Origin of the sequence: Thioclava sp. ES.031 (assembly GCF_002563775.1) — a bacterium.
Lineage (GTDB): Bacteria > Pseudomonadota > Alphaproteobacteria > Rhodobacterales > Rhodobacteraceae > Thioclava.
Genome location: NZ_PDJO01000001.1, coordinates 3,859,936 through 3,885,355, shown reverse-complemented (window position 1 = coordinate 3,885,355; position 25,420 = coordinate 3,859,936). Strand labels below are relative to the sequence as shown.

Genomic DNA, 25,420 nt, shown 5'->3' with positions numbered 1-25,420 from the left:
GCAAACGGAGCCAAGACATGGACAGTGCAATCCCTCAGGAAATCCTCGACGCCCTGACCGATATCGAGATGCCGCGGCTGCGGGCCGACGAGACGGTCCCGGAGATGCTCGAGATCGCGGGCCTCACCCTGCCGGTCTATCGCACCGGTTGCCTCGTCGTCGGCAGCGGGGCCGCGGGGCTTCGCGCCGCCGTCGAACTCAAGCGGCGCGGCGGCGAGGTGATCGTCGCGAGCCAGAGCGCCTGGGGCGGGGCCTCCGCCTGCTCGGGCTCCGACAAGCAGACGCTGCACACCGCGAACACCGCCGATCACGGGGATGATTTTCAAGCGATGGCGCGGGCGATCCGGGCTGGCGGCGCGATGGACGAGGACACGGCCTATATCGAGGCGGTCGGCTCGCCGCGCATGATGGCCTCGCTGCAATATCTCGGGCTGCCGCTGCCGCAGGACCGGTTCGGCGCGACGCTGCGCTACAAGACCGACCATGACGAGACCGGGCGCGCGACGAGCTGCGGCCCCCGAACGTCACGGCTGATGGTCAAGGTGCTGGCGGAAGAGGCGCTGCGGCTCCACGTGCCGATCTTCAACCACACGACGGTCGTGCAACTGCTCACCGAAGGCGAGGGGGATGACCGCCGTGTCACCGGGGCGCTGGCGTTCCGCAAATCCGACCGCAGCGAGGCCAATCCCTATGGTCTCGTGCTGTTTGCCGCGCCGAATGTCGTGCTCGCGGCGGGCGGGCCGGGCGAGCTTTATCGCGACAGCGTCTATCCCAATGGCTGCTTCGGCACGCTGGGTCTCGCGCTCGAAGCGGGGATCGAACTGGTCAACCTCACCGAGAGCCAGTTCGGCATAGGGACGCGCCGCGAAGGGTTCCCGTGGAACCTTTCGGGGACTTACGTGCAATCCCTGCCGCATATCTATTCGGTCGATGCCGAAGGGCGCGAGCATCATTTCCTCGCGCAGTACTACCGGACGACGCAGGAGCTGGCCTCCAACGTGTTCCGCAAGGGTTATCAATGGCCGTTCCACGCGACGCGGATGCTGGATTTCGCGTCGAGCCTCGTCGATCTGGCGGTCTGGCGCGAGAGCGCTGCGGGGCGCCGGGTCTTCATGGACTTCAACCGCAACCCGCTTCCGGTGCCTGGGGATCAGCCCTTCGATCTCACCCGCCTCGACGAGGATGTGCGGACCTATCTGGGCACCGCCGGGGCGGATCAGGAGTTGCCGATCGACCGGCTGCGCCACATGAACCCGCTCGCAATCGAACTGTACCGCCGCTACAAGGTCGACATCGCCGCCGCACCGCTCGAATTCGCGGTGAACAACCAGCATATGAATGGCGGGATCGCGGTCGATCCGTGGGGGCGTTCCAACCTGCGCGGTGTCTATGCCGCGGGCGAGGCGGCGGGCACGCATGGCGTGACGCGCCCGGGCGGATCGGCCCTGAACGCCGGTCAGGTCTTCGGCACCCGCGTTGGCGAGCATATCGGCGCGAGCCGCACGGCCCATGCGCCGGATGCCGTCGGATCGGAGGCCCTCACTGCGTCGGTGACGGATCTGCTCGCACGGTTGAAGACGGACAGCACGCATTCCGTGAAGTCGGTCCGCGACGAAGTTCAGGCCCGGATGAGCGACCATGCCGGGATGATCTGCAACGGCGAAGACGTGGCCGAAGCGCTTGCAGCGGCACGCCAGTTGAACCGGAGTTTGCGCAGCGGCGGGATTGCCCCGGAGCGCGCGGGCGATGGCGGTCGCGCGATCCAGTGGCAGCAGATGGCGCTTGCCTCCGAGGCCGTCCTTGCCGCGCTCGACCAGTATATCTCGCAGGGCGGTGGCAGCCGCGGCGCGCGCGCGATCTGTTCCGATGACGGCGAAGCGATCCCGATGGCGCGCGATACGGATCTGGGCGCGTTCCGCTTCAAGACGGAGCGCGGCATCGACAAGCAGACGCAAATCCTCGTCCGTCTGGAGGGGGAAGACTTGAAGATCGACACCCGCGAAAACCGCAGCTTCGACGAGAGCGCGCGCGCGTTCTTCGAGCGGGACTGGCCCGATTGGCTGACCGGACGCATCTTTGATCTCGACGCGAAAGGCCAGCGCGAATGAGTGAGAACCCGAAGAAGATGGTCGCCATCGGCGAAGCGATGCTGGAACTCGCCCCGGTCGAGGGCGGCACGTTCCGCCTCGGCTATGCGGGCGATACGTTCAACACGCTGTGGCATGCGGCGCAATTGCTTGGGTCGCGTGCCCGGGCGGGCTTCGTCACGCGCATCGGCGAGGATAAGCTGTCCGGTCGTTTCCTCGCAGAGATGGAGGCGGATGGCTTGGACATCTCCACCGTTCAGCGCGATGCCGAGCGCGAGATGGGCCTCTACATGATCGAGCTCGAGGGGGCGGAGCGCAGTTTTCACTATTGGCGCCAGCTCTCTGCGGCGCGTCGGCTCGCGGATGATCCCGATACCCTCGGGCGCGCCTTGTCCGGCGCGGATCTCGTCCATGTGTCGGGCATCACCCTTGCCATTCTCTCGCCGGAGGCGCGCGAGACGTTGTTCGACGCGATTGCCAAAGCGCGCAGCGACGGCGCGCGAATTTCCTTCGATCCGAACTATCGGCCGCGGCTCTGGCAATCGCCGGAGGAGGCGCGTGACACGTGTCTGCGCATGCTCGCCTATACAGATATCGCGCTGCCGAGTTTTGACGACGAGGCAGCCTTGTGGGGCGATGCGACGCCGGAACAGACCTTGGAGCGATTGAGCGGGCAGGGGGTGGCGGAGATCGCCGTGAAGGATGGCGCGCGCCCCGTCTGGTATCTTGCCGAGGGGCGCACCGGTCGGCGCGACACCCCGGTTCTGACAGAGCTGCGCGATACCACCGGCGCGGGCGACGCGTTCAATGCGGGCTATCTTGCCTCCCGTCTTCTTGGGCATCCGGTCGAACAGGCGATCGGGATGGGGCAGACAGTCGGCGGCGCGGTCTTGGGCGCGCCGGGCGCACGGCTGGGCAAGGACGCAGTGCGCGCCCTCGCCGCGTCGCTCGAATAGGATGCCAAGCGTGAGGGCGGTTTGCGCATATTCGTAATCTTAACCACGCGCTATACTGGCCGCGTGGAGGATTTGGATGAACGAGGCGCGAAAGGATCACTGGGACCGGATCTACGGCAGCAAGAGTGACAGTGACCTCAGCTGGCATCAGGACGCTCAGGAGATCTCGCTCGAACTTGCCGAATGCGCCGGTTTGACGCCGGACACTCGGGTGATCGACGTGGGCGCCGGCACTTCGCGGGTCGTTGACGGCTTGATCGCGCGTGGCCTGCGCGACATTTCCGTTCTCGACCTCTCCCAGACGGCCCTCGACGCCCAGCGTGCCCGGCTTGGGCCGCGCGGCGCGGATGTGGAGTGGATCGTCGCCGATATCACGCGCTGGTCGCCCCAGCGGGTCTACGACCTCTGGCATGATCGCGCCGTGTTCCACTTTCTGGTCGACCCATCGGACCGGGATGCCTATGTGACGCGCCTGTCTCGTGCCCTGCGCGTTGGCGGTCACGCGATCATCGCGACCTTCGCGCCTGACGGGCCGGAGACCTGCAGTGGCCTTCCCGTCCGTCGCTACAGTCCGGAGGCCCTCGGCGATGCGCTGGGCCCCGATTTTGAGCTGGTGGCGAAACGGTTCCAGAAACACATGACACCCTCAGGCAACCTGCAGTCATTCCAGTTCAGCCTGTTCCGGAAGCTCAGCTGATCGGCCCCTGTCTGCGGGGTCAGCCTATCGCGTCGTGATCGTCGGCGAGGCATTCCGAGTGGTCGCGCAGCACCTCCAGCACCCGGCAATCCGAAGCGGTTCCACCGCGACATTCGCCGATCATTCGTTCCAGCTCGCGCTTCAGCGCCGCGAGCCGGGCGATCCGGGTCTCGACCTCGCGCAACTGTCGCCGCGCGATCGAATCCGCAGCCCCGCAATCGCGCGCGGGATGATCCGAGAGGTCCAGCAATTCGCGGATCGCCTCGAGCGGGAAACCAAGCTGGCGCGAATGGCGGATGAAGGCGAGCCGGTCGAGATCGGCATCGCCGTAGCGCCGCTGGCCGCCCGCGGTCCGCCCCGGCTCTGGCATCAGGCCGATCTGCTCGTAATAGCGGATGGTCTGCACCTTGGTGCCGGTGCGGCGCGCCAATGTTCCGATCGTATGCATGTCGTTCCTCGGTCTCGGTCACGCGAGGGCGAAATTCCCCCTTGAACCTATAGTCGCTGTAGCTCCTATCTTCTCTGCTGTCGAGAAATCGAAGGAAGAGGACGGCAGCAGATGACCGAGGCGACAGACCTTCAGGAATGGCGGGTGACCGGGATGGATTGCGGTTCCTGCGCGGCAAAGGTGCGCGGCGCGGTCGAGGCTCTGCCCGGCGTCGAGGCGGTCGAGGTCACGCTGATGAATGAGCGTCTGCGGCTGCGGCTGGACGCGGCCACCACCTCCCGCGAGAGCGTGGAGACGGCAGTGCGCCGCCTCGGTTTCGGGATTTCGGTCAAGGGCGCGGCCCCGGAAAAACCCAAGGGCGGGTTCGTCCTGCCCGAGGGGGCTTTCACCGGAACAGAGGAGTTCGGAGAGGGATCGGAGCTTCCCGCTCAAAGCGAGACGCCACCCGCCGATCCTGCATGGTATGCGACCGTCAAGGGACGCTACCTGATCGCGACAGGGGTCTTGCTGACCTCGGCCTGGATCGTGAAGCTGCTCGTCGGCGGACAGATCGCGCATTGGGTCTTCATGCTCGCCACCGTAATCTCCGTCGCGCCAGTGATCCGGCGCGCCGCGCTGATGGCGCGGGCGCGGATGCCCTTCACCATCGAAATGCTGATGAGCATCGCCGCGATCGGTGCGCTCTTTCTTGGCGCGGCGGAAGAGGCGGCGCTCGTCGTCTTCCTGTTCGCGGTGGGCGAGATGCTGGAAGGGGTTGCGGCATCGCGGGCGCGCGGTTCGATCCGTGCGCTGGCCGATCTGGTGCCGCAGACCGCCCGGCTGGTCGTGGGCGACCGTATCAGCGAGGTTGCCGCTGACAGCCTCGCCATCGGACAGATCGTGCAGGCCCGCCCGGGCGACCGCATCCCGGCGGATGGCACCATCGTCTCCGGTAGTTCGGGCGTCGATGAAAGCCCGGTGACCGGCGAGAGCGTGCCGGTTCTCAAAGAGCCGGGCGAGGCGGTCTTCGCCGGCTCGATCAATACCGAGGGCGAGCTGCGCATCCGCGTCGAGAAGGCCGCCGAGGACAACACGATCTCGCGCATTCTGCATCTCGTGGAAGAGGCCGAGAGCGCGCGCGCCCCGGTGGAGCGGTTCATCGACCGGTTCAGCCGCGTCTACATGCCTGCGGTGGTGGGCGTGGCGCTTCTGGCCGCAGTCGTGCCGCCGCTGGTCTTCGGGGCGCCGTGGGAGACATGGATCTATCGTGGCCTCGCGCTGTTGCTGATCGGCTGCCCCTGCGCGCTGGTGATCTCGGTCCCCGCCGCGGTTGCTGCAGGCCTCTCCACCGGCGCGCGCCACGGGCTGTTGATGAAGGGCGGCGCGGTGATGGAGACGGCGGCCAAAACCAGCCTCGTCGCCTTCGACAAGACCGGCACGCTGACCGAGGGGCGACCGCAGATCACCGATCTGGTGCCGCTGCACGGCGATGAGGTCAGCCTTCTCGCCACCGCTGCGGCGGTCGAGACGGGCAGCAGTCATCCGCTGGCGCAGGCGATCCTCGCCCGGGCGGAGGAGCGCGGCATCGCGGTTCCGCAGGCGATGTCAGCCACCACGATCCCGGGCCGCGGCGCGCGCGCCGTGATCGCCAGTGAAACCTGGCACGTAGGGGCCCCGCGTCTCGCCACGGAGGCGGGTGTTCTGACGGAGGCGGATCGTGCCGCTGTCCACCGGCTGGAAAGCGCCGGCAAGACCGTCGTGACCGTCTTTACGGACGAACGCCTTCTGGGCCTGATCGCGCTGCGCGACGAGCCGCGCGCCGATGCCGCCGAGGCGATTGCCGCGCTCAAGCGCATGGGCATCGGCTCGGTCATGCTGACGGGCGACAATCCGGTGACGGGTCGCGCGATCGCCGACGGGCTCGGCATCGAGGCGCGTGCCGGTCTGCTGCCCGAGGATAAGGTGACGGAGGTTCGCGCGCTGGCGCGGGATGCGCATGTGATGATGGTGGGCGACGGTATCAACGACGCCCCGGCACTGGCCAGCGCGCATCTCGGCATCGCGATGGGATCGGGCACCCATGTCGCGTTGGAAACTGCCGATGGTGCGCTGCTGCGCGATCGGGTTCTGGATGTCCCGAGGCAAATTCGTCTGGCGCGCGCGACGATGGCCAATATCCGTCAGAACGTGGCCATCGCGCTCGGGCTCAAGGGGGTGTTCCTCGTGACGACGCTTCTCGGTGTCACCGGTCTCTGGATCGCGGTGATGGCGGATACCGGGGCGACTGTGCTGGTCACGATGAATGCGCTGCGCTTGCTGGGATTCCGGGGGGAGCCGAAAGAGGCCTGACCGCTTGTCGCGAACGGCGCGCGATGTCCGGGGGCCCAAGCGCCCCCGGGCGCTTGCGTTGCAGCCGAGCGTCTTTCGGTCGCGGATGACCGCCTTGCCGGTTTGAGCCGTTCCGGCGTGAAATCGCGAGACGAACGCCTCCAGTCCTGCACGACATATCCAATCGACAGGGCTCTGCCACAGTGCTTTCGGGTTCTGGATGGGCAGTGTAAGTCTCAATCCTGTGATCCCTTTTTGGAGGGCAGGACCGATCAGGGAGGTGACGATGAGCTCTGCGATTTCCGACGCGCCGAGAACGTACACGCAGGGCATATTCCTGATGTGCGTGGGGGTGGCCTGTCTGAGTGCCAACGACGCGATCGCGAAGACGCTCACCGCCGGCTATTCTCCGCTCCAGATCCTTTTCCTGCGCAACGTGATCGCCCTGCCGGTCACCATCGCTATTGCCCTGATCCTGGGCGGCCCTTCAGCCCTGCGTTCGTACCGGCCGCTTGCGCATTTGCTGCGCGGCGCGCTCTGGGTTGGGGCCGCGATGATGTTTTTCACCAGCTTCATCTATCTCGCTCTGGCCGAGGCCACCGCGCTGATTTTCGTCGCGCCCTTCTTCATCACCCTGATATCCGCCCTTTTCCTTGGGGAAGAGGTCGGGTGGCGGCGCTGGCTGGCGGTGTTGGTAGGGTTTCTCGGGGTGCTCGTGATCATCCGGCCGGGCGGCGCGTCGTTCCAGCTGATCTCGCTGCTGCCAGTCGCGACGGCGCTTGTCTATGCCCTGCTGATGCTCAGCGCCCGTTGGGTGGATAGCCGCGAGAGCGTGTGGACGCTGCTTGTCTACCTGACGGGCGCGGGCGCGCTGTTGAGTGCGCTGATCGTGCCCTTCGTCTGGATCCCGGTGCGGTCCGAGGACCTCTGGCTTTTCGTCGGTCTCGCGATTTTCGGCACCGCGGGGATGACGATGATGACACAGGCATTCCGCTTCGCCCCGGCGGTCGTGGTGGCGCCGCTGGACTACACCGGCCTGCTCTGGGCCACGCTCTTCGGCTGGCTCATCTGGCGCGAGAGCCCGGATGCGATGACGATCGCCGGTGCGGCGATCATCATCGCGAGCGGCGTATTCACGATCTTTCGCGAGCAGAGGCAGGCGCGCGGCTGACTCCCGATGGGGGCACGAAGACGCAGGGCGTTCCGGATGGTCTGATGGTCCGAAAGGCCGATGCCGGTCGAGTGTCAGCGCGCGATGGCCCTTAGTCGTCGGGGTGGAACAGATGGGTCCGGGCGGGGTCGAACGCCAGATCGATCCGTTCGCCGCGTTCGAATTGCCTGTCCTCGCTGAAGGCGGCGATCAGGCTCGTGCCGTCCGCCATCGCCAGATCGACGACCGTTTCACTGCCCAGCCGTTCGACGAGCGATACCTGACCGTGCAGGACGCCCTGATCGGGCGTGCTGGGGGTGACGTATTGCGGGCGCAGACCCAGCAGGGCGGTGTCGCCGGGGGCGAATTTACGACCGCGCACGGGCACGACGATCGGGTCCATGGAGTGACGCGCGACCTTGGCGTTTTCGCTGTCGGCTTCCAGGACTTCGACCTCGAGGAAATTCATCGACGGTGCGCCGAGGAAGCCTGCGACGAAGCGGTTGGCCGGGTTGTGATAGAGCTCCATCGGCGAGCCCGACTGCATCACCAGCCCGTCGCGCAGCACCACGATCTTGTCGGCGAGCGTCATCGCCTCGACCTGATCGTGGGTGACGTAGATCATCGTCGCGCCCAGCTGCTTGTGGAGCTTGCCGATCTCCATGCGCATGTCCATCCGAAGCGCCGCGTCGAGGTTCGAGAGCGGCTCGTCGAAGAGGAAGACCGAGGGGTTGCGGGTGATCGCGCGCCCGATCGCGACGCGCTGGCGCTGGCCGCCCGAGAGCTGGCTGGGGCGGCGGTCGAGCAGATGCTCCATTTGCAGGATCTCGGCGGCGCGCTGCACCTTCTCCGCCTTCTCGGCTTTCGACGCGCCCGAGATGGTGAGGCCGAAGGCCATGTTGTCGCGCACGCTCATATGCGGGAAGATCGCGTAGCTCTGGAACACCATCGCCACGCCGCGTTCGCGGGGCTGCACGTCATTGACGCGCTCGCCGCCGATCTCCAGCGTGCCGCCCGAGATGTCCTCGAGCCCTGCGATCATCCGCAGCAGCGTGGATTTCCCGCAGCCCGAGGGGCCGACGAAGACGCAGAACTCGCCATCGGCCACGTCGATATCGACGCCGCGGATGACCTCATGCGCACCATAGTTCTTGCGCAGGCCGCGCAGCTTGATGTCTGCCATGTCATTTCCCTCCCTGCTCGGCATCCGGGTCTATGTGCAGATAGCCCTCCGCATCCACGAGAACGGGCTCCGGGTCGCGGATCTGGCCGACGAAATGGTCGTGGCCGTTGTCGTCGAACCCCATGATCACCAGACCCTCGGCGGTCTTGAGGATGCGTGCGGCATAGCGCCGGCACGGGTTCGCGCCGTCGAGGAAGCCGGGGGCGATCCGCCACGGCCCGCGCGGATCGTCTGCGATCAGGTAGTGGTTGCCGGTCACCGGGGTCATGCCGGTTTCCGCGATGCGTGCGCGGCTCCAGTGCTCGGCGGCGGTGCAGAACAGGCAATACCAGCGCCCGTTCTCCTCGAAGACCTGCGGCACTTCGAGCTGACCGAACCCGCCGACGAAGACCGGCGGCTGCAATTCCCAGTGGATCAGGTCGGGCGAGGTGGCGAAGCCGATGGCCCCGGCCGCGTTCGCCTCTTCGATGCCGGGGGCGCGGGCGGTGAAATACATCAGCCAGCCGTCGCCTGCGGGGTCGCGCATCACCCAGGGGTCGCGCATCGCCCGGTCGTGCCAGTGACCGACCATGTGTTCGGCTTCGTACTGCGCGGCGTTGGGCCCGGTCAGGTCGAGGCAGAGCCCGTCGCCCACGCGGTCCCAGTTGTGCAAGTCGCGCGAGGTCGCGTGGCCGATGCGCTGATAGAGCCCGTCTTCGGACTGCCGACCGCCCGTGTAGAACAGGTGCCACAGCCCGTGATCGTCGCGCAGCACCGACCCGGTCCAGGTGACCAGATCGTCCCAGGCCGGGGCCGGAGCCGGGGTCAGCGACGTCCCCAGATGGTGCCAGCTTATCAGGTCGTCCGAGACCGCGTGGCCCTGGCTGACGTTGAAGTGGCGCAGGTCCGGATCGCCGAGCGACTTGTCGGCCTTGAGGAACCAGGCATGCCAGCGTTCGCCGTCATGGGCATACCAGCTGTCCCAGACCCATTGCTTGTCGAGTGCGAGAACCATGTCGGATTATCCTTTCACGCCGGTGGAGGCGATGGAGGCGATGAACGCCTTTTGAAGCACGAGATAGAAGGCGAGAACCGGCACCGTGATCAGCGTCAGGTAAGCCATGATCTCCCCCCATGCGGGGTTGAGTTGGAAGAAATACTGCAGGCCGACCATCACCGGGCGATACTGCTCTTGCTGGACCACGATCAGCGGCCAGAGATACTGGTTGTACATGATCAGGAATTTCAGGATCGCGGCGGTCGCGATGACGGGCCCCGAGAGCGGGATCACCACGCGGCGATAGATCTGGAACCAGCTTGCGCCCTCGACGCGGGCCGCTTCGATCAGCTCTCCGGGCAGGCCTTTGAAATACTGCACGAAGAGGAAGATCGTCAGCCCGTCCGCGATCCACGGGATGATCTGCACGCGGTAGCTGTCGAGCCAGCCCCAGCTGAGCCCGTCCAGCCCCAGCCAGGGCAGTTTCGACACTTCCAGCAGAAGCGGGATCGCGATGGTCTCGAACGGCACGATGAAGGTCGCGAGAATGATCGAGAGCATCACGTCGCGCCCGCGCCATTGCAGGAAGACGAAGGAGAACCCTGCGAGCGAACAGATCACCAGCGACAGCAGCACCGTCGTGCCGGTCACGAAGATCGAGTTGAATACGAAGAGCCCGACCGGGGCGCGCTCGAAGGCGCCGGTGTAATTGTCGAGGCTGAGCTGGCCCACCGGCAGGAAGGCGCGCAGGCTCGACGTGTCGCGCAGCAGCTCGTCGCTGGGCTTGAAGCTGGACATCACCATGAACAGCAGCGGCAGGACGAAGATCAGCGCGATCAGGATCAGCACGAGATAGCGCACACCCAGCCGCAGATTGCGGTTATCGGAACCAATGACACTCATTTCAGCGCTCCCTCGTCAGCCAGCGTTGGATCATCGAAATCACCAGAACGATCAGGAACAGGATCACCGAGATCGCCGAGCCACCCGCGATGTTCTGCATCCCGTAGCCGCGTTGCACGGCCTGGAAGACCAGCGTCTGGGTCGAGTCGAGCGGACCGCCCTTCGTCATGACGTCGATCTGGGCGAAGATCGCGAAGGCCTGCATGGTGATCACGATCAGCACCAACACCGCGGTGTGGCGCAGCCCCGGCCAGGTGACATAGCGGAAGGTCTGCCATTTCGAGGAGCCTTCGATCGCTGCGGCCTCGTAAAGCGTGGGCGGGATCGTCTGCAGCCCGGAGAGCCAGATCACCATGTGGAAGCCCACCGCCTGCCAGATCGACATCGTGATGATCGCGCCAAGCGCGGTATGTGGGTTGCCCAGCCAGTCGACGGGTTGGAAATGCCCGAAGCTCAGGAAGGACAGCATGTTGTTCAAGAGCCCGTTCTGTCCCGAATAGATGAAACGCCAGAGCAGCGAGACGACGACGATCGAGACGACCACGGGCATGAAATAGATGGTGCGGAAGATCGTGATCCCGCGCAGTTTCTGGTTGATCAGCAGTGCGAGGCCCAGCGCGATCGCGGCTTGGATCGGTGCGACCATCAGCACGAAGATGCAGGTGTTGAGCAGCGCTTTCCAGAACACGACGTCGCTTGCGATTACCACATGCGCCGTGTCGCCCGAGACCCAGCGGAACCATTCCTGCATGCCGTGATATTGCGGCGTGTCGGGATTGCGCGTGATGGAGCGCAGGCGGGGAAATTCGGCCTGCCCGTCGGCATCGGTGACGGTCTTGCCCGCGCTATCGGTCTTGGCCTGAAGGTCGACCACCGCGATGTTGAGCATTTCCCGGTAGTTCTCAAGGCCTACGAAACGCGTGGCATTGGGCGAAATCAGCCGCTGGTTGGTCAGCGAAAAGCCGACGCCCAGAAAGAAAGGCGTGATGATGAAGGCGAGGATCAGCACGATGCCCGGCAGGGCAAAGGCCCATCCCGCCCGATTGGCGGAAGTCAGTGACGAGCGCATGGCGCGGTCTCCCGGTCTGAAGTTGGAGGTGGGGGCGCGGCAATCGCGCGCCCCCGCGGCACAGCGGCTCAGTTCTTCTTGTAGCCGTCGTTGCGCTTGATATCGGCGTTGATCTGGTCGGTGGCGGAATCGAGCGTGTCGATCACGTCAGCCCCGTCCGCGATATCCGCGGCGGCCTTCTGGAACACCTTGGAGTCGACGACGTAGCCGGGCGTCACCGGACGTTTCTCGGCTTGCGCCTCGGACAGGCCGTAGAACACTGCGAGCGGACCGCCCGTCTTGTAGTTCTTCGTCATCTGCGCGGCCGACTTGGTCGCCGGGATCAGGCCGAGCGCATCCGAGAACTCCGCCAGATACTTGTCCTGCGTCGCGAACTTGATGAACTCCGCCGCACCTTCGGGAGCCTTGGAGCTGGCCGAGATGCCGAACTGCCAGGACGCGCCGCCGATCTTGGAGCCGTTGCCGAAGTCCGGCGCGGGCAGGAACTCGACATCGTCGACCTTGTCCATCGTCTTGACCGCATTCCAGTTGCCGTTCCACGAGAAGGCGTATTTGCCGTCGATGAAGCCGGTTTCATGGGCTGCCGGGTCCTGGCTGGTGCCGGGCGCCAGCTTGTCGGTAAACAGCGACTGCCACCAGTTGCCCCAGGCGATCGCGGCATCGCCGTTGAGCACACCCTCTGCGGTGTCATAGGTCTTGCGGTTGACCAGCCCGCCGCCGAAGCTCTGCAGGAAGGGCAGGAACGCATAGGGATACCACTCGCCCTTGTCCGACATGCCCAGATCGATCGCGTAGTCGAACTTGCCGCTCTTCTTCGCAGCCTCGAGCGCGCTCATGAACTCGTCTTTGGTCCAGGGCTTGTCGAGCGTGGGCGTGCGCAGCCCCAGCTCTTTCATCGTGGACTTGCGCGCATAGAGCGCGACCGCCGCGTCCCAAAGCCCGATCGAGTAGAGCTTGCCGTCATAGACACCCTTGGTGCCGGGCAGGAAATCCTTGAAGTGATCTTCCGGGATCGGCAGCGGCTGCAGATAGCCCGACCAGGCCCAGTTCGGCATGATCGGCCCGTCCATGTCGAGAATGTCGGGCAGGTTGCCCGCGAGGGCTGCTGCCGTCACCGAGTCATTGTAGCTGTTTTGCGGGAAGCTCTGCAGCGCGACCTTGTAATCCGACTGGCTCTTGTTGAAGTCGTCGATGATCTGGTTGACGATCTTGCCTTCCACCTTGTTGCCTGCGCCGTGATACCACATCGTCAGATCGGTGGTCGCGAAGGCAGCATTGCAGAACCCGGTGGCGGCAATGACCGCCCCGGCCGTCACATTCCATAGTTTCATGTCATCCTCCCTTGGATGTCTGGCTTTCGAGTTCGAGATCGGTCACGGAAGAGCGCCAGAATACGCGTCCCGCCACCCGCACGGGGTCGTGCGGACGGGATGCCTCCTCCGAGATCATGGAAAGCAAAAGCTCGGCCGCCTGCCTGCCCATCTCGGCATAGGGCAGTTCGACCGTGCTCAGCGGCGGGTAGAGGGTCTCTGCGATCGCGCGGTAATTATCGAAACCGGCGATGGAGATATCCTCCGGGACACGGATGCCGCGGGTGCGCAGCAATCCGTAAAGCTGCATCGCCATCTCGTCATTGCCGCAGCAGATCACGGTTGGCGGTTCCGGCAGGGCGAGGATCCGGTCGAGCGCCTCGTCGAGCCACTGGTGCAGAAATTCGGTATTGATCGGGTAGCCTGTCGATACGAGCGCGGGGTCGTAGGCGATCCCCGCGGCCTCAAGCGCTTCGCGATACCCCTCGATGCGAAGCGGCACCGCATCCATCGCGGGATCGAATGTCAGATAGGCAATGCGCCTGTGGCCATGCGCGGTCAGACGCTCGACGAGCCGTTTCTCACACGCCTTGTCATCGGGCACGATCGCCGGGGTGCCATGGGCGTCATAGCAGTTTGCGAGTACCAGCGGGCACGCCGGTGTCGCGGTCTCGAAGGCCACCCGCTTGTGATAGTCGGCGACATAGATCAGCCCCTCGACCCGATGCTCCTGAAACGTGCGCAGGAGTGCGGGAACCTTGTCGATCTGTCCGGCCGTATCCGCGATCATCAAGGTCAGATCGCGCTCGGCGACGACCTGCTGAATGCCCTGAAGGATGAACAGATCGGGCAGGCCCTTGGGGTCGGACAGCTCGGCCGTGCGCGAAATCGCCCCCGTCACGACGCCGATCAGCCCCGACCGGTTCGAGCGCATCATGCGTGCCGCGCTCGAGGGGACATATTTCAACTCGCGAATGGCGGTTTCCACCTTCTCGCGGGTCTTTTTGCCGACCGGCGCATCCCCGTTCACGACGCGCGAGACCGTTTTCGGCGAAACGCCGGCCAGCTTTGCTACATCGTAAATCGTCGACACGACGGCCCCCTCCAACGCGGAAACAAACTCCGCGACTCCCAAAAGACATCGATGTCATAATCAGAAATGTCATCGATGTCAAATTGTGTTGAGCAGCGCCGATTGTAAGCTCGCCGCGCTAACCTGCACTTGGAACAGTCGGCCCTCAGCGACCACCGGACGCTTGTTTCGCGCCGCACGGCGGCGTGCACAAGCCAGCGAGCATCGGGGAAAGGCGTTAGCCCTAAGCCCTGTCGACGACCCCGATCCGCCTATAGGGACCGCTGCGCTTCGGGATAATACGTCCAGGCAATGAACCGGCTCGTCTTCTGCCCTTGTCCCATTTCGACGACCTTGAATTCGGCAACCCGCGCTTTCCTGAGCAGTCTGGAGAGTGGCTGCAGATTGTCCTTCTTGGACACCAGAGAGGTGAACCACAGGCATTGATCGGCGAAGTCCATGCTCTGCTCGATCATTCTGGCGATGAAGCCGATCTCGCCACCGGGGCACCAAAGTTCGGCGTTCTGGCCTCCGAAATTGAGTTTCTTAGAGTGGCCTTTGCCCAAGTTCCGCCACTTGCGCTGGGTGCCTTTGTTCGCCTGTTCGCGAGACGCATGAAACGGCGGATTGCACATGGTGAGGTGAAAGAGATCACGAGGCCCGATCACGCCTTCGAAGATATCCTCGGGGTTGGTCTGGCGTCTGAGCCCGATGTTCAACCCGTTGCGCTGACAAATCTGCTGCGCGGATTCGATCGAGACCGGATCGATATCGACACCGGTGAAGCTCCAGCCATATTCGCGCTGCCCCGTCAGAGGGTACACGAGGCTGGCGCCGGTCCCGATGTCCAACACCTGAATGTCGGGCCCACGCGGAATCTCATGGCCGTTACTCTCGGCCAGCAGATCCGCAAGATAGTGGATGTAATCGACGCGTCCGGGGATCGGGGGGCAGAGGTAAGCGGTGGGAATATCCCAGAAATCGATGTCGTAATACGTCAGCAAGAGCGCCCGGTTGAGCATCCGGACCGCGTCCACGTCCGAAAAATCGATCGACATCCGACCGCGCGGATTTCTTATCGTGAATGCTTCCAGCTCTGGTGACTGCAAGATCAGACGTTCGAAGTCATACCCCTCCCGGTGTTGATTGCGCGGGTGCAGCATGGGTTTGATGGCCATGGAAAAACCTTCGTGCATTTTGGCGGAGACCGCTCGTCCGACAGGTCCGATCTTAGAACTTCATGGCGGCTTGAGGAATGGCTGAACGCCCCGGTGCGGACATCTCTACTACCCGCACCAGTGGCCATCGCTCCAGCCAACCTTTGCTCTGAACTCTGCTCCGGAAGGCTTCGCGTTTATGTGGCAAGCTCGATGCTGGGCGCAAAATCATTGAACAGAGGTCGTTGAGCGTGAAGGGGGCAAGGATCCGACAATCTGACCCTGACCTTTGGGCCGCGACTGCCGTTGCCGTTTCTGGCCAGTAGCGCATTGCATCTGCCACTGAGCAATACGGTGAATCTCCGTTTCGAAGGTGCATTCTCGCCTGGTTTTTCACCGACCATTGATACCCCGGCGCTGCTTGCTGAAGCCAATGCTCAAAAGCTTCGTCCGACGCTGGATCGAGGTCTTTATCGTCGAAGTAGAGAACGTCTATGTCCTCATCTTTGCAATCCGAAGCCCGACCGTGAAGGGCGTCCCACACGAAGTTTCGGACAAAGCCCGCACCGATGCTTCCCTGACGCAGATTGAGTGCTTCAACCAACTCAAGAAGCTCCCATCGCTGCCGGTTCTCGCGCAGGAGAGAAGCGATGTCGTCGGACTGAAGCACTGATGCCCTCGCGGTATTCCGGCCCACTCAGCCAAGTTAGGCGAAGATTGATGACGCTCCAACCTTCGCAACAGGATGCGATGTCCGTAGTGGGCTCGAAGCGGACTCGCAACACTGGGGCGCGAGACCTCTGACAGCAGCCGAAAACAAGATACGTCACGTATCGTTTTTCCGCACCCGCGGTAATCGCGCGGCGGGGCAGCGGGGGCTAGGCCCCTGCGCTCTTCATTCCTTTGCGGGGGTGCCGCGAGGCAACGCATGGCGGACATACCAGACATCCTCGGCGTATATTTCCACAACGCGCTCAGCCCACTCGAACTCAGCAGCCCGTGCGGAGGACCAGTCGATTCTGGCCCTGCCGGTCAGCAAGATCGCTTCGCCCGTGGCGAAATCAGGAATGAACAATCCGGCGCGGTCGCAAACCTCAATGTTCCCAAGCGTGTTGAAGTATCGATTGCCGGCATAATCCGGAAAGGAAAGCGAGCCGTCCGCATTCTGGCGAAGGACGCCAGGCAACCCGCCGCGGTGGGAGATATCTGCGCCACCTTCCGCATAGGTCGCGATGAAGAACGTGTCCGCCGAAGAGAGGAGTCGCTGCGCTGCTGCGTCGTCGATTGCAATGCGCCGGCCGTCGGCGGGCGGGAACGGCGCGGGGGGCGGGCGGATTTCGCGCGTCCGGATATATTTCGGACAGTTGCTGTAACTCTGTTCGACGGCGATCGACAGACCTTCCTCTGCCGCGGCAGTTACCGCGCCATTCACGCGGTTACGCAGCCGGGTCGCGAAGTCCAGCCCAAGAACCGCCGCCTTGCTGCCCGGCCGCAGATCCAGGCCGAGCGATTGGGAAAGCACCGGGCGAGTGCGGGCCGTCAGCCGGGTGCGCGTTGCCTGCGCGCCCGTCGGGAGCGGGCAGACCGTGGCCCAGGGGCGGCCCTGCATATCCCGCAGGCCGACAAACAGCACCGGCAGGCTTTCGAAGAAGGCCTGCTGCTGCGCGGACATCTCTGCCCGGATAGCGCGGGCGGCGCGTTGACGCCAGTTTGCCGGAACACCGACGCGATCCTGCACCGCGCGTTCACCGGCGTGGAAGATCTGGTCGAACCGGGTCATGGGATTGTCCGTCATGGCTCAGAGACCAAGATCGGACAGGCCCGGGTGATCGTCAGGTCGACGGCCCAGTGGCCAACGAAGCCTGCGCTCCTCGGCGCGGATCGGGTGTTCGTTGATGCTCGCGTGACGGTGCGCCATCAAACCGTCCTCGGCGAACTCCCAGTTCTCGTTTCCATAGGCCCGGAACCATTGCCCGCTGTCGTCATGGTATTCATAGGCGTAGCGCACGGCGATCCGGTTGCCCGCAAAGGCCCAGAGCTCCTTGACCAGCCGATACTCCAGCTCGCGGGCCCATTTGCGGGTCAGGAAGGCCTCGATATCGGCGCGGCCCACCGGGAATTCGACGCGGTTGCGCCAGCGGCTGTCGGGCGTATAGGCCAGCGCCACCTTGGCCGGATCGCGAGAATTCCAGCCGTCCTCGGCCAGGCGGACCTTTTCATGAGCGCTGTCTTCGGTGAACGGGGGAAGCGGGGGGCGGATCATCGGTGCGTCCTTTGCGGTCGGGGGCAGGGATCGGAGGCGGACGGCCGGGAAAGGGGGACAAGGCCCGGCCGCCGCTCCGGGGTCATGCGGCGAGAGTGCCGGCATCGACCATGGGGAAGTCGATCTCGGTCTGGGCGAGTTCGTTGAGGTAGTTGGTCCAGACATTCAGGGCGACGTGCTGCACGATCTCGATGATCTGGCCGTCGTCGTAGCCGGCATCGCGAATATCACGAAGATCTTCGCCCGCGACGCGACCGCGCGCCGCGACGACCTTGACCGCGAACCGCACGGCGGCGTCGGCCTTGGCGTCGTTCGAACGCCCGCCCCGGTTTGCCGCGATCTCGGCGTCGTCGAGCTTGGCGAGGTTCTTGCCGAGATAGGTGTGGGCCGAAAGGCAGTAGTTGCAGCCGTTCGATTGCGCCACGGCCAGGGCGACGCGTTCGCGGGTCGCCGCCGGCAGGCGGCCTTTGCCCAAGGCGCCGGACAGACCGAGATACCCTTCGAGCGCGGCCGGGCTGACGCTGGCGAGACGAAACAGGTTGGGGACGGTGCCCAGCTGCTTCTCGACGGCGTGCAACAGCGGTTGCGACGCCGCGGGCGCGCTCTCGACAGTGGCGGGGTAGGTGATGCGGGACATGTGAAAGCTCCTCTGCTTGCTGTGTGAGGCAGAGTTAGGGCTTTCTATAAATCGGGAGTAGATTGTATATTCGAGATGCATCCTCTCAAAAATTGGAATGAGTATGACCGACCGCCTAGAGACCATGTCCCTTTTCGTGCGCGTCGTGGACGAAGGCAGCCTGACCGCTGGCGCCCGTGCGCTGGGGATGCCGATCGCCACGGTCAGCCGCCGGATTTCCGAACTGGAGGATAAGCTCGGGGTCGAGCTGTTGCTGCGGTCTCCCCGGGGGCTGAAGCTGACGGATACCGGCCAGACCTATCTCCTCGCCTGCCGCAGGATCCTCGAAGAGGTGGCGGAAGCAGAGCGCAACGCCCGCGGTGAATTTGCTGCGCCGCGGGGAACGCTGACGATGACCGCCCCCATCGTCTTTGGCCGGATGCACGTCCTGCCCGCGGTGAGCGCCTTCCTGAGAGCCTTCCCAGATGTAGACATACGGATGGAACTGACGGACCGTCCGGTCAATCTGCACGAGGAACATCTCGATCTGGCGGTGCGCATCGGCCCGCTATCGGACAGTGTGTTCATTGCGCGCAAAACCGGCGAGGTGCGCCGTATCGTCTGCGCCAGCCCCTCCTATCTCGAGAAACACCAAACGCCCGAGAAGCCTGAAGATCTGGCGAAGCTGGATGCCATTACCTTCGAAAGTCTCATGTCGCCGTCGAACTGGCAGTTCGGATCCGAGCGGCCGCAGAAAGTGATGCCGATGCGCTCGCGCCTGATCGTCAATACGGCCGAAGCGGCGATCGATGCCGCCATCGACGGGCTGGGGTTCACACGCGTTCTGTCTTACCAAGCCGCTGCGGCGATCAAGGCTGGGAGGCTCGTGCCGCTTTTGCAGGCGTTCGAACCGCCCCCCTGGCCGGTCCACCTTCTCTATGAGCCGCGCGTCTTGATCCCCCAGAAGCTCCGCGCCTTCCTCGATTTTGCAGCACCGAGGATTGTCGCCAGCATGGCCTGACTCTCTCTGGATAAGCTGCCGCCACGCTGTCGCTTCTGTCTTCCAGAAAACGGAAGCGTTTTATCTTTTGTACCGCATCGATTTAATCGCTTCTTCTGCCGTTCTTTGGAAAATCTTGGGTGGGGTAGATGTGGTCGAAACAAATGCCGTCGCTTGTATCGCGACTTCTTCGATAGCTTTGCCACTCTTTGACAGGCGGGCGCATCTCATTCCAATTGCTTCCGCCTTGAGCGCGTATTTGGAATGTTTTGATACATGTGTGTACCGCGCGCACACGTATGGCCCTCTACTGAGAGAGCCTTTGAAGATATTTTGCAGCTTTGCCCTTGCAGTAGACCAATTTGCAGTTCTTTGGCGTTCGCTCAAATTCGACTTGAGCCACTTTGAAAGCAGTTCCTGCAGCTGACTATCTGTGAGGCCGCCGATTTCAGCAATCGACAGGGATCGGAATGTGGGAACCGAGGTGATGGGCGCGATGCCTTCCGTTAGTTGAATACCGATATCCCAACCCTCGCCCGCGATAAGACAGTTACTTTCTGATCTGCGAAAACTACCAAATTGCTTGATAGGATTGACCTTCGCTTTGCCGCATTTTTCGACGGTCACCACGGAGAGCCCCAGCCTTGTCTCAAGTCTGACTTGCTGGGCCGCCGCTTCGTTGCCGAGCAGACACGTCATTGCAGCTATCGAAAACAGAAGGGTTCGAAATCCCATAGATACCTCCATGCGTGAGTGTCGCTGTTCTTGAGCCTTCAATCTCGCAATTATGCAGACCGGCGGTTTGCTGCGTATCTCTCTCTCCCCTCGATACCGTCCCAACAGATAGGCCTGACCTCGGCGGCACTCGCCGCTCGCTTAATTCGGCGCGCTGTCCGGGCCCGAGATCGGGCTGGCTCGGAAGGGGTAGTTCTTGAGGCGCGTGTCACTACGGCCATGCGGTTCGCCAACCACTTTCGCTGGGTTGATCCACTCCCCCCATTCGAAATCTTCCAACACTTGCGCTTGATAGCTGTCTGCAAGAGGGCGGGACAGAATATCGTTCACATGCTTCCACTGCAGGAAGCGCAGACGATCCACCTGATAGGGGGGCGGGGTTCCTCCGGCAGCCTTCACGTCGGCCTTCAACGCCATTACGATTTCGGGATCGACAGCGGGCGTCCAATCAATCGCCTCCGGCAGCATCACCGGCTCCCCGGGAATGTTGTTGATGCCGTTTTTCCATGTGGCGAGAACTGCAACCTCCGTGTCTTCGCGGTAGAGGATGATCGCATGTGAGTAACGCGCGTCGTTGAAGAAACCGAGGTTGCCGTATTGCATCCGTGCGCCCGTCAGGAATGCCACCGCATCCGACCAGCAGGGCGACGTGCCGGAAATCCCCCAGAGAACGCTGCGATCGATTATGCCGTCTGGGAACAGGATATCGAACGCCACTCGCGCACTTGCCGCTGCGTGGATCGTTCCCTCGCAATCGTGGCCGTGGAAGCGGATCATGTCCTTCAGGCTCACCGGATACGTATAGGGATAATAGCGCCCCTGCGTTCCTCGCGTGGCGAGCATTTCAAAAACTGGAGCGTAAGGTTGAGCTGCCATCGGCGCATACCAGGTCGGAGCCCGATCCGGGGCTTCGACACCGGTTTCAATGAAGATGTTCTCTCCTTGGAGATAGGTTGGGTCGCCAGCCTCGGCTTCCCTCCAACCAGCTGTCGCGAAAAGCAACAAGAAGAGTGTCATTTGCAACTTCTGCGAAATCGACTTCATTTTCTCGTCCTCCGGAAAGCGCCGGGCGGCGCGGGGCTCGGCTCTGGCAGGGTGATCTGCCGCTCCTATTGGCTATGAGTGGTAACATTTTCGGGAGCGCGCAGAATTGACGCACGTCAAGTGCGGACGCGAGGGTCAACCTGAACAGCCCCACGGCGCGCGGTCGCCGCAATGACCCGTTTGCTGAGTTCCCATGACCTTCCGTGGGGGAGGAAACCGATGATCGAAAGGTGCCAGGGACCACAAACGAGCCACGTCGTGATCCACAATGGCATGCCTGTCTCTCCAGGCTGATCGCGGGCGACCTGTCGCAGGATGTTGCAGCTCAATCTCGAGACGTCCTCGCCAGAGCGCCAGCGGAATGCCCGCTTGCAGACCCCGATATTCTCGTAGAGGTCTTCTCTACCGCATCCATCGCGGCGCGGTGCGGACTGGCGGAGCAGGAGACAGCCATGCAGCAATTGACAGCCTTTGGACCGGATTTTCCCTTTTCCTACGAGGACTGGATCAGTCACCCTGCGGGTCTCGGCACGATTCCCAAAGACATGCTTGGCGCGCCAGTCGCCATCATCGGCGCCGGAGCGGCCGGGGTGATCGCAGCCTACGAATTGATGAAGCTCGGGCTGCGGCCGGTGGTTTACGAGTCCTCTCAGTTCGGCGGGCGGTTGCGCTCGCAGAGCTTCGAAGGAACGGATGGGGTCGTGGCGGAGCTTGGCGGGATGCGCTTCCCCGTCTCCTCGCGCGGGTTCTACCACTATGTCGATCTTGTCGGATGCGAGAGCCGACCCTTTCCGAACCCGCTGACGCCCGCCGCCGGGTCGACCGTCATCGAGCTTGAAGGTCAACGGCATTTCGCCCGCAGCCTCGAAGACCTGCCCGAGCAATACCATCAGATCGCAGAGGCCTACGATGAGGCACTGCGCTGTCAGGCGGCTTTCCCCGATCTGCAAACCGCGGTGCGCGCCAAGGATGTGGAGGCCATCAAGGCGATCTGGGATCCGCTCGTCCAAGACTGGGATGAGCGCACCTTCTACGATTTCGTGGCCCATTCCGACGCGTTCCAGAAGCTCGATTTCTCGCACCGGGAGATTTTCGGTCAGGTCGGCTTCGGAACCGGCGGCTGGGACTCGGATTTCCCGAACTCGATGCTGGAGATCCTGCGGGTAAACCTGCTCGGGCTCGACGACGATCAGCGCTACATCGTGGGCGGGGTAGAGACTGTCCTGCATCGCCTCTGGAACGCGGCGCCTGCCTGCGCGCATTGGCCGGAGGGCACGACGCTCGCGAGCCTGCATGGCGGCGCGACGCGCAGCCGCGCAACCGCCCTGAGCCGCGAAGGCGAGATGATCCGGATTCGGGACCAATGGGGCAACGAGGACGACTATGCCGCGGTCCTGGCGACCTGCCAGACGCACCTGCTGACGACGGCGATCGAGACCGAAGAGGATCTGTTCGATCAGAAGATGTGGATGGCGCTCGACCGGACCCGCTACATGCAGGCCGCGAAAACCTTCGTCATGACCGACCGGCCGTTCTGGAACGACATCGACCCGGAAACCGGCGAGCCGCTGATGTCGATGACGCTCACCGACCGGCTGACGCGGGGCACCTATTTCTTCGATAACGGACCCGACCGGCCCGGCGTGATCTGTCTCAGCTACGCCTGGATGAGCGACGCGCTCAAGGTGCTGCCGCTCAGTGCGGAGCGCCGGGTCGAGCTGTCGCTGCAGGCGCTGGGCAAAATCTACCCCGGCGTCGACATTGCCTCTCATATCCGCGGCCAGCCGATCTGCGTGAGCTGGGAGGCGGACGAAAACTTCCTCGGGGCCTTCAAGGGCGCCCTGCCGGGTCACTATCGCTACAACCACCGCATCTATGGCCACTTCATGCAGCAAGGCATGGCGGCAAGCCAGAAGGGCGTGTTCCTCGCCGGTGACGGTGTGAGCTGGACCCCCGCCTGGGTCGAAGGTGCGGTGCAGACGTCGCTCAATGCGGTGTGGGGGATCATGACGCATCTCGGCGGACGCAGCCCCGAGGCAAACCCCGGTCCCGGCGACCTCTTTCCCGAGCGCGGGCCGATCAGGCTGGCGGATTGATCCAAACGGCGCGCGCGGCAGGAGTGTCATGCTGCGTCTGGGTCAGGTTTCCTGTTCTCGGCATAATAATGTCGTCGGACCGCCCGAGGTCGAGCTGCAGAGAATCTCAGCAAGGCACTCGTGGGTGACGGCGCCGACGACGCGAACACCCGAAATCGCAGTCTTCCGGCTAACTCGTCGTGAATGAAATCCAGAGACGAGCGCACATTGGGTTGCGCCGCGATGAGGAGCAGGGGCGTGTCTCAGCTTGCCGGAGTGTACGCGCTTGACATGCGTCCATTCTGCGCGCGATCTACACCAGCCTGCACTCCTGCCCGATGGACAGCTCAGAGTGGTCCGGTTCGATCATGCCGTGCCTTACTTCCCGCCCCAGCGCTTAAGCTTTCGCTCCAAAATAGAGTTGGCCACCACCAGCTACCCGATCTTGGCATGGCGCTCCTTCACCAGCTCCTCGTCAATCTCGGGCTTCATGCGGTCGCCGCGCTCGAACACACCGGAGCAGAGACTCCGATGAGGGAGGTCCGTTTTGGCCACGGTCACTTTGACCTGCTTGCCAGCGCACAGTCGCGCGGGCCATCTGGCCTTGTCACGCCGGTCAGCAGGTGGAGTCCGACGAGCGTAGCAGAGCCCCCGCTCACAGCCCTTCCCGTCGCTCAAACCATCGCCGGCCTATCCGAAGGCCGATGCCGACGATCAGCGTCGCGAGACCGACGAGCGCGAGTCCCCACTTTGCGGTGGTCCATTGGTTGGCGGTGGCCACCATCTCGGGTGTCAGAGCTTCGGGACCGGCGCGCAACATCGCCGCCAGTGCGGCGTTTTCGAGATAGTCGACGATGACCGAGGATAGGGACGCCGTTCCGATGATCAGCCCTGAAAGGCCGGGATAGAGCCCGCGGAAGCACAGGAACAGGACCGCCGCCAAGAGCGGGGGGAAGAGCGTGTCCAGCCGAAGCTGTACGCCCAGATAAAAGGCCCGCCCCTCGTCCCCGATCGCGGCGAGGAAGGCCCGTGCGTCCTCGAAGGAATAGCCGGTCAACCGCATTTCCGGCAGGCGCAGCCCGCCGGACAAAGCCTCGATCCTCGGGGCGGTCCAGATATTCATGCCAAGCCAGGCCGCCAGCATCGCAGAGAGAAGGAACCAGAATATCCGCGGCATCCCGCGCGTCTCTCGATCCGTCATCCCTTTTCGGAGTCGGGCCTCCCGTGTCGGTGCGCCTTGGGGTGGCTTGTCCCGGTCCACCGCCGCTCAACCGGGCAGATGCCGGAACAGCATTGGATCGACGGTCGCCGCGGCCAGCAATCCGCCCCAAAGCGCACCGGGGATTCCGGGCGACAGAACATCCTGACCCGCAAGGATCAGACCCGGGACAGGCGTTCGGGTTTGCAGCGCTTCGCTCATCAAGCGGTCCGGAGTCGTGTCGATGCCATAGAACGCGCCCTTGTGGTGCCCCGTGATTGCCTGGGTCGTGAGCGGTGTCGACAGATTGCGGAACACGACGAGCTTGGCCAGTTCCGGGAAATAGGTCTCGAACAGCGTGAACATTGCGTCTTCGACCCTGGCCTTGAAGGCGCGGTAGTCGTCGCCACGCGCGCCCGGCGGCATGTCGGCCCATTTCTCGACAACCGACCAGTCGGCCCAGGTGACGATTTCGCCCGCGTATCTCTGCGACGGCCCGGGGTCATGGCTGGGGTCCTTCAAAGAGGCGAAAGACACGAACAAGCCGGGCGGCGGTGTGTCTGGAGCGTCGGTCCAGACAACATCGACCTTTCCGCCTGGATAGATCCAGTGGTTCGACCGCGTCGCCCCGGCGCGCTGGATATTGCCCTCGAAGCCCACGAACAGACTGAAATGGGCGACCGAGTGCGGCAGGGCATTGATCTCGTCGATCCAGTCCTGATGTCCGCACCGGGCGGGCAGCAGGTGGTTCACGGTCTCGCGCGCGCCGATATCCGAGATCACCGCATCTGCGCGGATTTCCTCTCCCTGTTCCGTGCGCACGCCGACGACGCGGTCGTCCTCCATCAGGAGCGTTTCGACCTTGGTATCCGCTCTGGCCTCGCCGCCCGCCTTGGTGATCGTCGGCAGGATATGGTCGGCAAAGGCCGCGCCACCGCCTTTGGGATACCAAGCGCCGCTTTCCAGATAGGAGGCCGTGATCAGGGCATGCAACGCGAAGCTGGCCTTGCTGGGCCGTCCGCCGTGGTCGAACCACTGCGCGGCAAAGGCTGCTGCGAGAGCAGGGTTGTCGGTGATCTCGTCGATGACCTCCTGCGTCGTCCGCCGACACCAGCGTTCGATGGCGTGGCCATGCCACCACTTCAATGCATGGCCGACGATCTCGGGCATTGCA

The 25,420-nt window shown here is 63.7% G+C and carries 23 protein-coding genes; 7 read left to right on the top strand and 16 right to left on the bottom strand.

From position 1 onward, the window contains the following. The first annotated feature begins 17 nt into the window (after positions 1-17). The 3 genes from AXZ77_RS18555 to AXZ77_RS18545 all read left to right on the top strand — a co-directional run bounded on the left by AXZ77_RS18555 (position 18) and on the right by AXZ77_RS18545 (position 3,740). Entirely contained in the window at positions 18-2,108 is a 2,091-nt protein-coding gene (locus AXZ77_RS18555) for an FAD-binding protein (protein WP_098412279.1), read from the top strand. Continuing rightward, entirely contained in the window at positions 2,105-3,043 is a 939-nt protein-coding gene (locus tag AXZ77_RS18550) for a sugar kinase (protein WP_098412278.1), read from the top strand. The genes AXZ77_RS18555 and AXZ77_RS18550 overlap by 4 nt, the downstream gene beginning before the upstream one ends. Positions 3,044-3,119: 76 nt before the next feature. Beyond that, positions 3,120-3,740, top strand: coding sequence for a trans-aconitate 2-methyltransferase (locus AXZ77_RS18545; RefSeq protein ID WP_098412277.1), 621 nt, complete (start codon positions 3,120-3,122; stop codon positions 3,738-3,740). Positions 3,741-3,759: 19 nt separating this feature from the next. On the opposite strand, the gene AXZ77_RS18540 is transcribed toward AXZ77_RS18545, so the two are convergent. Next, the gene (locus AXZ77_RS18540) at positions 3,760-4,188 is read right to left on the bottom strand and encodes a helix-turn-helix domain-containing protein (protein ID WP_098412276.1); all 429 of its coding nucleotides are present in this window, start codon (positions 4,186-4,188) and stop codon (positions 3,760-3,762) included. 111 nt (positions 4,189-4,299) lie between these two features. Between AXZ77_RS18540 and AXZ77_RS18535 the strand changes: the two genes are divergently transcribed. Both AXZ77_RS18535 and AXZ77_RS18530 read left to right on the top strand, forming a co-directional pair. Further along, positions 4,300-6,516, top strand: coding sequence for a heavy metal translocating P-type ATPase (locus AXZ77_RS18535; RefSeq protein ID WP_098412275.1), 2,217 nt, complete (start codon positions 4,300-4,302; stop codon positions 6,514-6,516). 265 nt (positions 6,517-6,781) lie between these two features. Next, positions 6,782-7,666 (top strand): DMT family transporter, encoded by an 885-nt coding sequence (locus AXZ77_RS18530; RefSeq protein ID WP_098412274.1) that lies wholly within the window; start codon positions 6,782-6,784, stop codon positions 7,664-7,666. Positions 7,667-7,757: 91 nt separating this feature from the next. Here AXZ77_RS18530 and AXZ77_RS18525 read toward each other — a convergent pair whose 3' ends face one another. From AXZ77_RS18525 to AXZ77_RS18475, 11 genes are all read right to left on the bottom strand, one after another. Continuing rightward, on the bottom strand, positions 7,758-8,828 hold the full coding sequence (locus AXZ77_RS18525) for an ABC transporter ATP-binding protein (RefSeq protein WP_098412273.1): 1,071 nt from the start codon (positions 8,826-8,828) through the stop codon (positions 7,758-7,760). Between the two features lies 1 nt (position 8,829). Then, complete coding sequence (locus AXZ77_RS18520) at positions 8,830-9,822, bottom strand: levansucrase (RefSeq protein WP_098412272.1); 993 nt, start codon at positions 9,820-9,822, stop codon at positions 8,830-8,832. A gap of 6 nt (positions 9,823-9,828) precedes the next feature. Continuing rightward, positions 9,829-10,707 carry a carbohydrate ABC transporter permease gene (locus tag AXZ77_RS18515; RefSeq protein WP_078519936.1) on the bottom strand — a complete coding sequence of 293 codons (879 nt, stop codon included), beginning with the start codon at positions 10,705-10,707 and terminating at the stop codon, positions 9,829-9,831. 1 nt (position 10,708) lies between these two features. After that, complete coding sequence (locus AXZ77_RS18510) at positions 10,709-11,776, bottom strand: carbohydrate ABC transporter permease (protein WP_078545702.1); 1,068 nt, start codon at positions 11,774-11,776, stop codon at positions 10,709-10,711. Positions 11,777-11,844: 68 nt separating this feature from the next. Further along, the gene (locus tag AXZ77_RS18505) at positions 11,845-13,107 is read right to left on the bottom strand and encodes an ABC transporter substrate-binding protein (RefSeq protein WP_098412271.1); all 1,263 of its coding nucleotides are present in this window, start codon (positions 13,105-13,107) and stop codon (positions 11,845-11,847) included. A 1-nt stretch (position 13,108) separates the two neighbouring features. Continuing rightward, complete coding sequence (locus AXZ77_RS18500) at positions 13,109-14,179, bottom strand: LacI family DNA-binding transcriptional regulator (RefSeq protein WP_098412270.1); 1,071 nt, start codon at positions 14,177-14,179, stop codon at positions 13,109-13,111. 251 nt (positions 14,180-14,430) lie between these two features. Further along, positions 14,431-15,336, bottom strand: coding sequence for a 23S rRNA (adenine(1618)-N(6))-methyltransferase RlmF (gene rlmF / locus AXZ77_RS18495; RefSeq protein ID WP_176536079.1), 906 nt, complete (start codon positions 15,334-15,336; stop codon positions 14,431-14,433). Between the two features lie 52 nt (positions 15,337-15,388). Next, positions 15,389-15,985, bottom strand: a complete 597-nt coding sequence (locus AXZ77_RS18490) for a nucleotidyltransferase family protein (protein ID WP_218000499.1) — start codon at positions 15,983-15,985, stop codon at positions 15,389-15,391. Between the two features lie 225 nt (positions 15,986-16,210). Next, positions 16,211-17,095 carry a pyridoxamine 5'-phosphate oxidase family protein gene (locus tag AXZ77_RS18485; RefSeq protein WP_098412268.1) on the bottom strand — a complete coding sequence of 295 codons (885 nt, stop codon included), beginning with the start codon at positions 17,093-17,095 and terminating at the stop codon, positions 16,211-16,213. Between the two features lie 18 nt (positions 17,096-17,113). Beyond that, positions 17,114-17,578 carry a nuclear transport factor 2 family protein gene (locus AXZ77_RS18480; RefSeq protein WP_098412267.1) on the bottom strand — a complete coding sequence of 155 codons (465 nt, stop codon included), beginning with the start codon at positions 17,576-17,578 and terminating at the stop codon, positions 17,114-17,116. 82 nt (positions 17,579-17,660) lie between these two features. After that, entirely contained in the window at positions 17,661-18,215 is a 555-nt protein-coding gene (locus tag AXZ77_RS18475) for a carboxymuconolactone decarboxylase family protein (RefSeq protein ID WP_098412266.1), read from the bottom strand. Positions 18,216-18,312: 97 nt separating this feature from the next. On the opposite strand from AXZ77_RS18475, the gene AXZ77_RS18470 reads away from it, so the two are divergent. Further along, positions 18,313-19,215: a LysR family transcriptional regulator gene (locus AXZ77_RS18470; RefSeq protein ID WP_255266546.1), complete on the top strand. Its 903-nt coding sequence runs from the start codon at positions 18,313-18,315 to the stop codon at positions 19,213-19,215. A gap of 60 nt (positions 19,216-19,275) precedes the next feature. On the opposite strand, the gene AXZ77_RS19435 is transcribed toward AXZ77_RS18470, so the two are convergent. Further along, positions 19,276-19,929 carry a hypothetical protein gene (locus tag AXZ77_RS19435; RefSeq protein WP_141536305.1) on the bottom strand — a complete coding sequence of 218 codons (654 nt, stop codon included), beginning with the start codon at positions 19,927-19,929 and terminating at the stop codon, positions 19,276-19,278. 141 nt (positions 19,930-20,070) lie between these two features. Continuing rightward, complete coding sequence (locus tag AXZ77_RS18465; RefSeq protein WP_218000498.1) at positions 20,071-20,973, bottom strand: formylmethanofuran dehydrogenase subunit E family protein; 903 nt, start codon at positions 20,971-20,973, stop codon at positions 20,071-20,073. A 452-nt stretch (positions 20,974-21,425) separates the two neighbouring features. Between AXZ77_RS18465 and AXZ77_RS18460 the strand changes: the two genes are divergently transcribed. Beyond that, positions 21,426-23,069, top strand: a complete 1,644-nt coding sequence (locus AXZ77_RS18460; protein WP_098412264.1) for an NAD(P)/FAD-dependent oxidoreductase — start codon at positions 21,426-21,428, stop codon at positions 23,067-23,069. Between the two features lie 634 nt (positions 23,070-23,703). On the opposite strand, the gene AXZ77_RS18455 is transcribed toward AXZ77_RS18460, so the two are convergent. Together AXZ77_RS18455 and AXZ77_RS18450 are read right to left on the bottom strand one after the other, a co-directional pair. After that, positions 23,704-24,225: a hypothetical protein gene (locus AXZ77_RS18455; protein WP_098412263.1), complete on the bottom strand. Its 522-nt coding sequence runs from the start codon at positions 24,223-24,225 to the stop codon at positions 23,704-23,706. 90 nt (positions 24,226-24,315) lie between these two features. Continuing rightward, on the bottom strand, positions 24,316-25,416 hold the full coding sequence (locus AXZ77_RS18450) for an NAD(P)/FAD-dependent oxidoreductase (RefSeq protein WP_098412262.1): 1,101 nt from the start codon (positions 25,414-25,416) through the stop codon (positions 24,316-24,318). Between the last annotated feature and the right edge of the window lie 4 nt (positions 25,417-25,420).

Excerpts from the sequence above, each read along its gene's own strand:
- AXZ77_RS18555 (WP_098412279.1), top strand. The coding sequence starts at position 18 with ATGGACAGTGCAATCCCTCAGGAAATCCTCGACGCCCTGACCGATATC.
- AXZ77_RS18550 (WP_098412278.1), top strand. The coding sequence starts at position 2,105 with ATGAGTGAGAACCCGAAGAAGATGGTCGCCATCGGCGAAGCGATGCTG.
- AXZ77_RS18545 (WP_098412277.1), top strand. The coding sequence starts at position 3,120 with ATGAACGAGGCGCGAAAGGATCACTGGGACCGGATCTACGGCAGCAAG.
- AXZ77_RS18540 (WP_098412276.1), bottom strand. The coding sequence starts at position 4,188 with ATGCATACGATCGGAACATTGGCGCGCCGCACCGGCACCAAGGTGCAG.
- AXZ77_RS18535 (WP_098412275.1), top strand. The coding sequence starts at position 4,300 with ATGACCGAGGCGACAGACCTTCAGGAATGGCGGGTGACCGGGATGGAT.
- AXZ77_RS18530 (WP_098412274.1), top strand. The coding sequence starts at position 6,782 with ATGAGCTCTGCGATTTCCGACGCGCCGAGAACGTACACGCAGGGCATA.
- AXZ77_RS18525 (WP_098412273.1), bottom strand. The coding sequence starts at position 8,828 with ATGGCAGACATCAAGCTGCGCGGCCTGCGCAAGAACTATGGTGCGCAT.
- AXZ77_RS18520 (WP_098412272.1), bottom strand. The coding sequence starts at position 9,822 with ATGGTTCTCGCACTCGACAAGCAATGGGTCTGGGACAGCTGGTATGCC.
- AXZ77_RS18515 (WP_078519936.1), bottom strand. The coding sequence starts at position 10,707 with ATGAGTGTCATTGGTTCCGATAACCGCAATCTGCGGCTGGGTGTGCGC.
- AXZ77_RS18510 (WP_078545702.1), bottom strand. The coding sequence starts at position 11,776 with ATGCGCTCGTCACTGACTTCCGCCAATCGGGCGGGATGGGCCTTTGCC.
- AXZ77_RS18505 (WP_098412271.1), bottom strand. The coding sequence starts at position 13,107 with ATGAAACTATGGAATGTGACGGCCGGGGCGGTCATTGCCGCCACCGGG.
- rlmF (WP_176536079.1), bottom strand. The coding sequence starts at position 15,336 with ATGGCCATCAAACCCATGCTGCACCCGCGCAATCAACACCGGGAGGGG.
- AXZ77_RS18485 (WP_098412268.1), bottom strand. The coding sequence starts at position 17,095 with ATGACCCGGTTCGACCAGATCTTCCACGCCGGTGAACGCGCGGTGCAG.
- AXZ77_RS18480 (WP_098412267.1), bottom strand. The coding sequence starts at position 17,578 with ATGATCCGCCCCCCGCTTCCCCCGTTCACCGAAGACAGCGCTCATGAA.
- AXZ77_RS18475 (WP_098412266.1), bottom strand. The coding sequence starts at position 18,215 with ATGTCCCGCATCACCTACCCCGCCACTGTCGAGAGCGCGCCCGCGGCG.
- AXZ77_RS18470 (WP_255266546.1), top strand. The coding sequence starts at position 18,313 with ATGAGTATGACCGACCGCCTAGAGACCATGTCCCTTTTCGTGCGCGTC.
- AXZ77_RS19435 (WP_141536305.1), bottom strand. The coding sequence starts at position 19,929 with ATGGGATTTCGAACCCTTCTGTTTTCGATAGCTGCAATGACGTGTCTG.
- AXZ77_RS18465 (WP_218000498.1), bottom strand. The coding sequence starts at position 20,973 with ATGAAGTCGATTTCGCAGAAGTTGCAAATGACACTCTTCTTGTTGCTT.
- AXZ77_RS18460 (WP_098412264.1), top strand. The coding sequence starts at position 21,426 with ATGCAGCAATTGACAGCCTTTGGACCGGATTTTCCCTTTTCCTACGAG.
- AXZ77_RS18455 (WP_098412263.1), bottom strand. The coding sequence starts at position 24,225 with ATGCCGCGGATATTCTGGTTCCTTCTCTCTGCGATGCTGGCGGCCTGG.
- AXZ77_RS18450 (WP_098412262.1), bottom strand. The coding sequence starts at position 25,416 with ATGCCCGAGATCGTCGGCCATGCATTGAAGTGGTGGCATGGCCACGCC.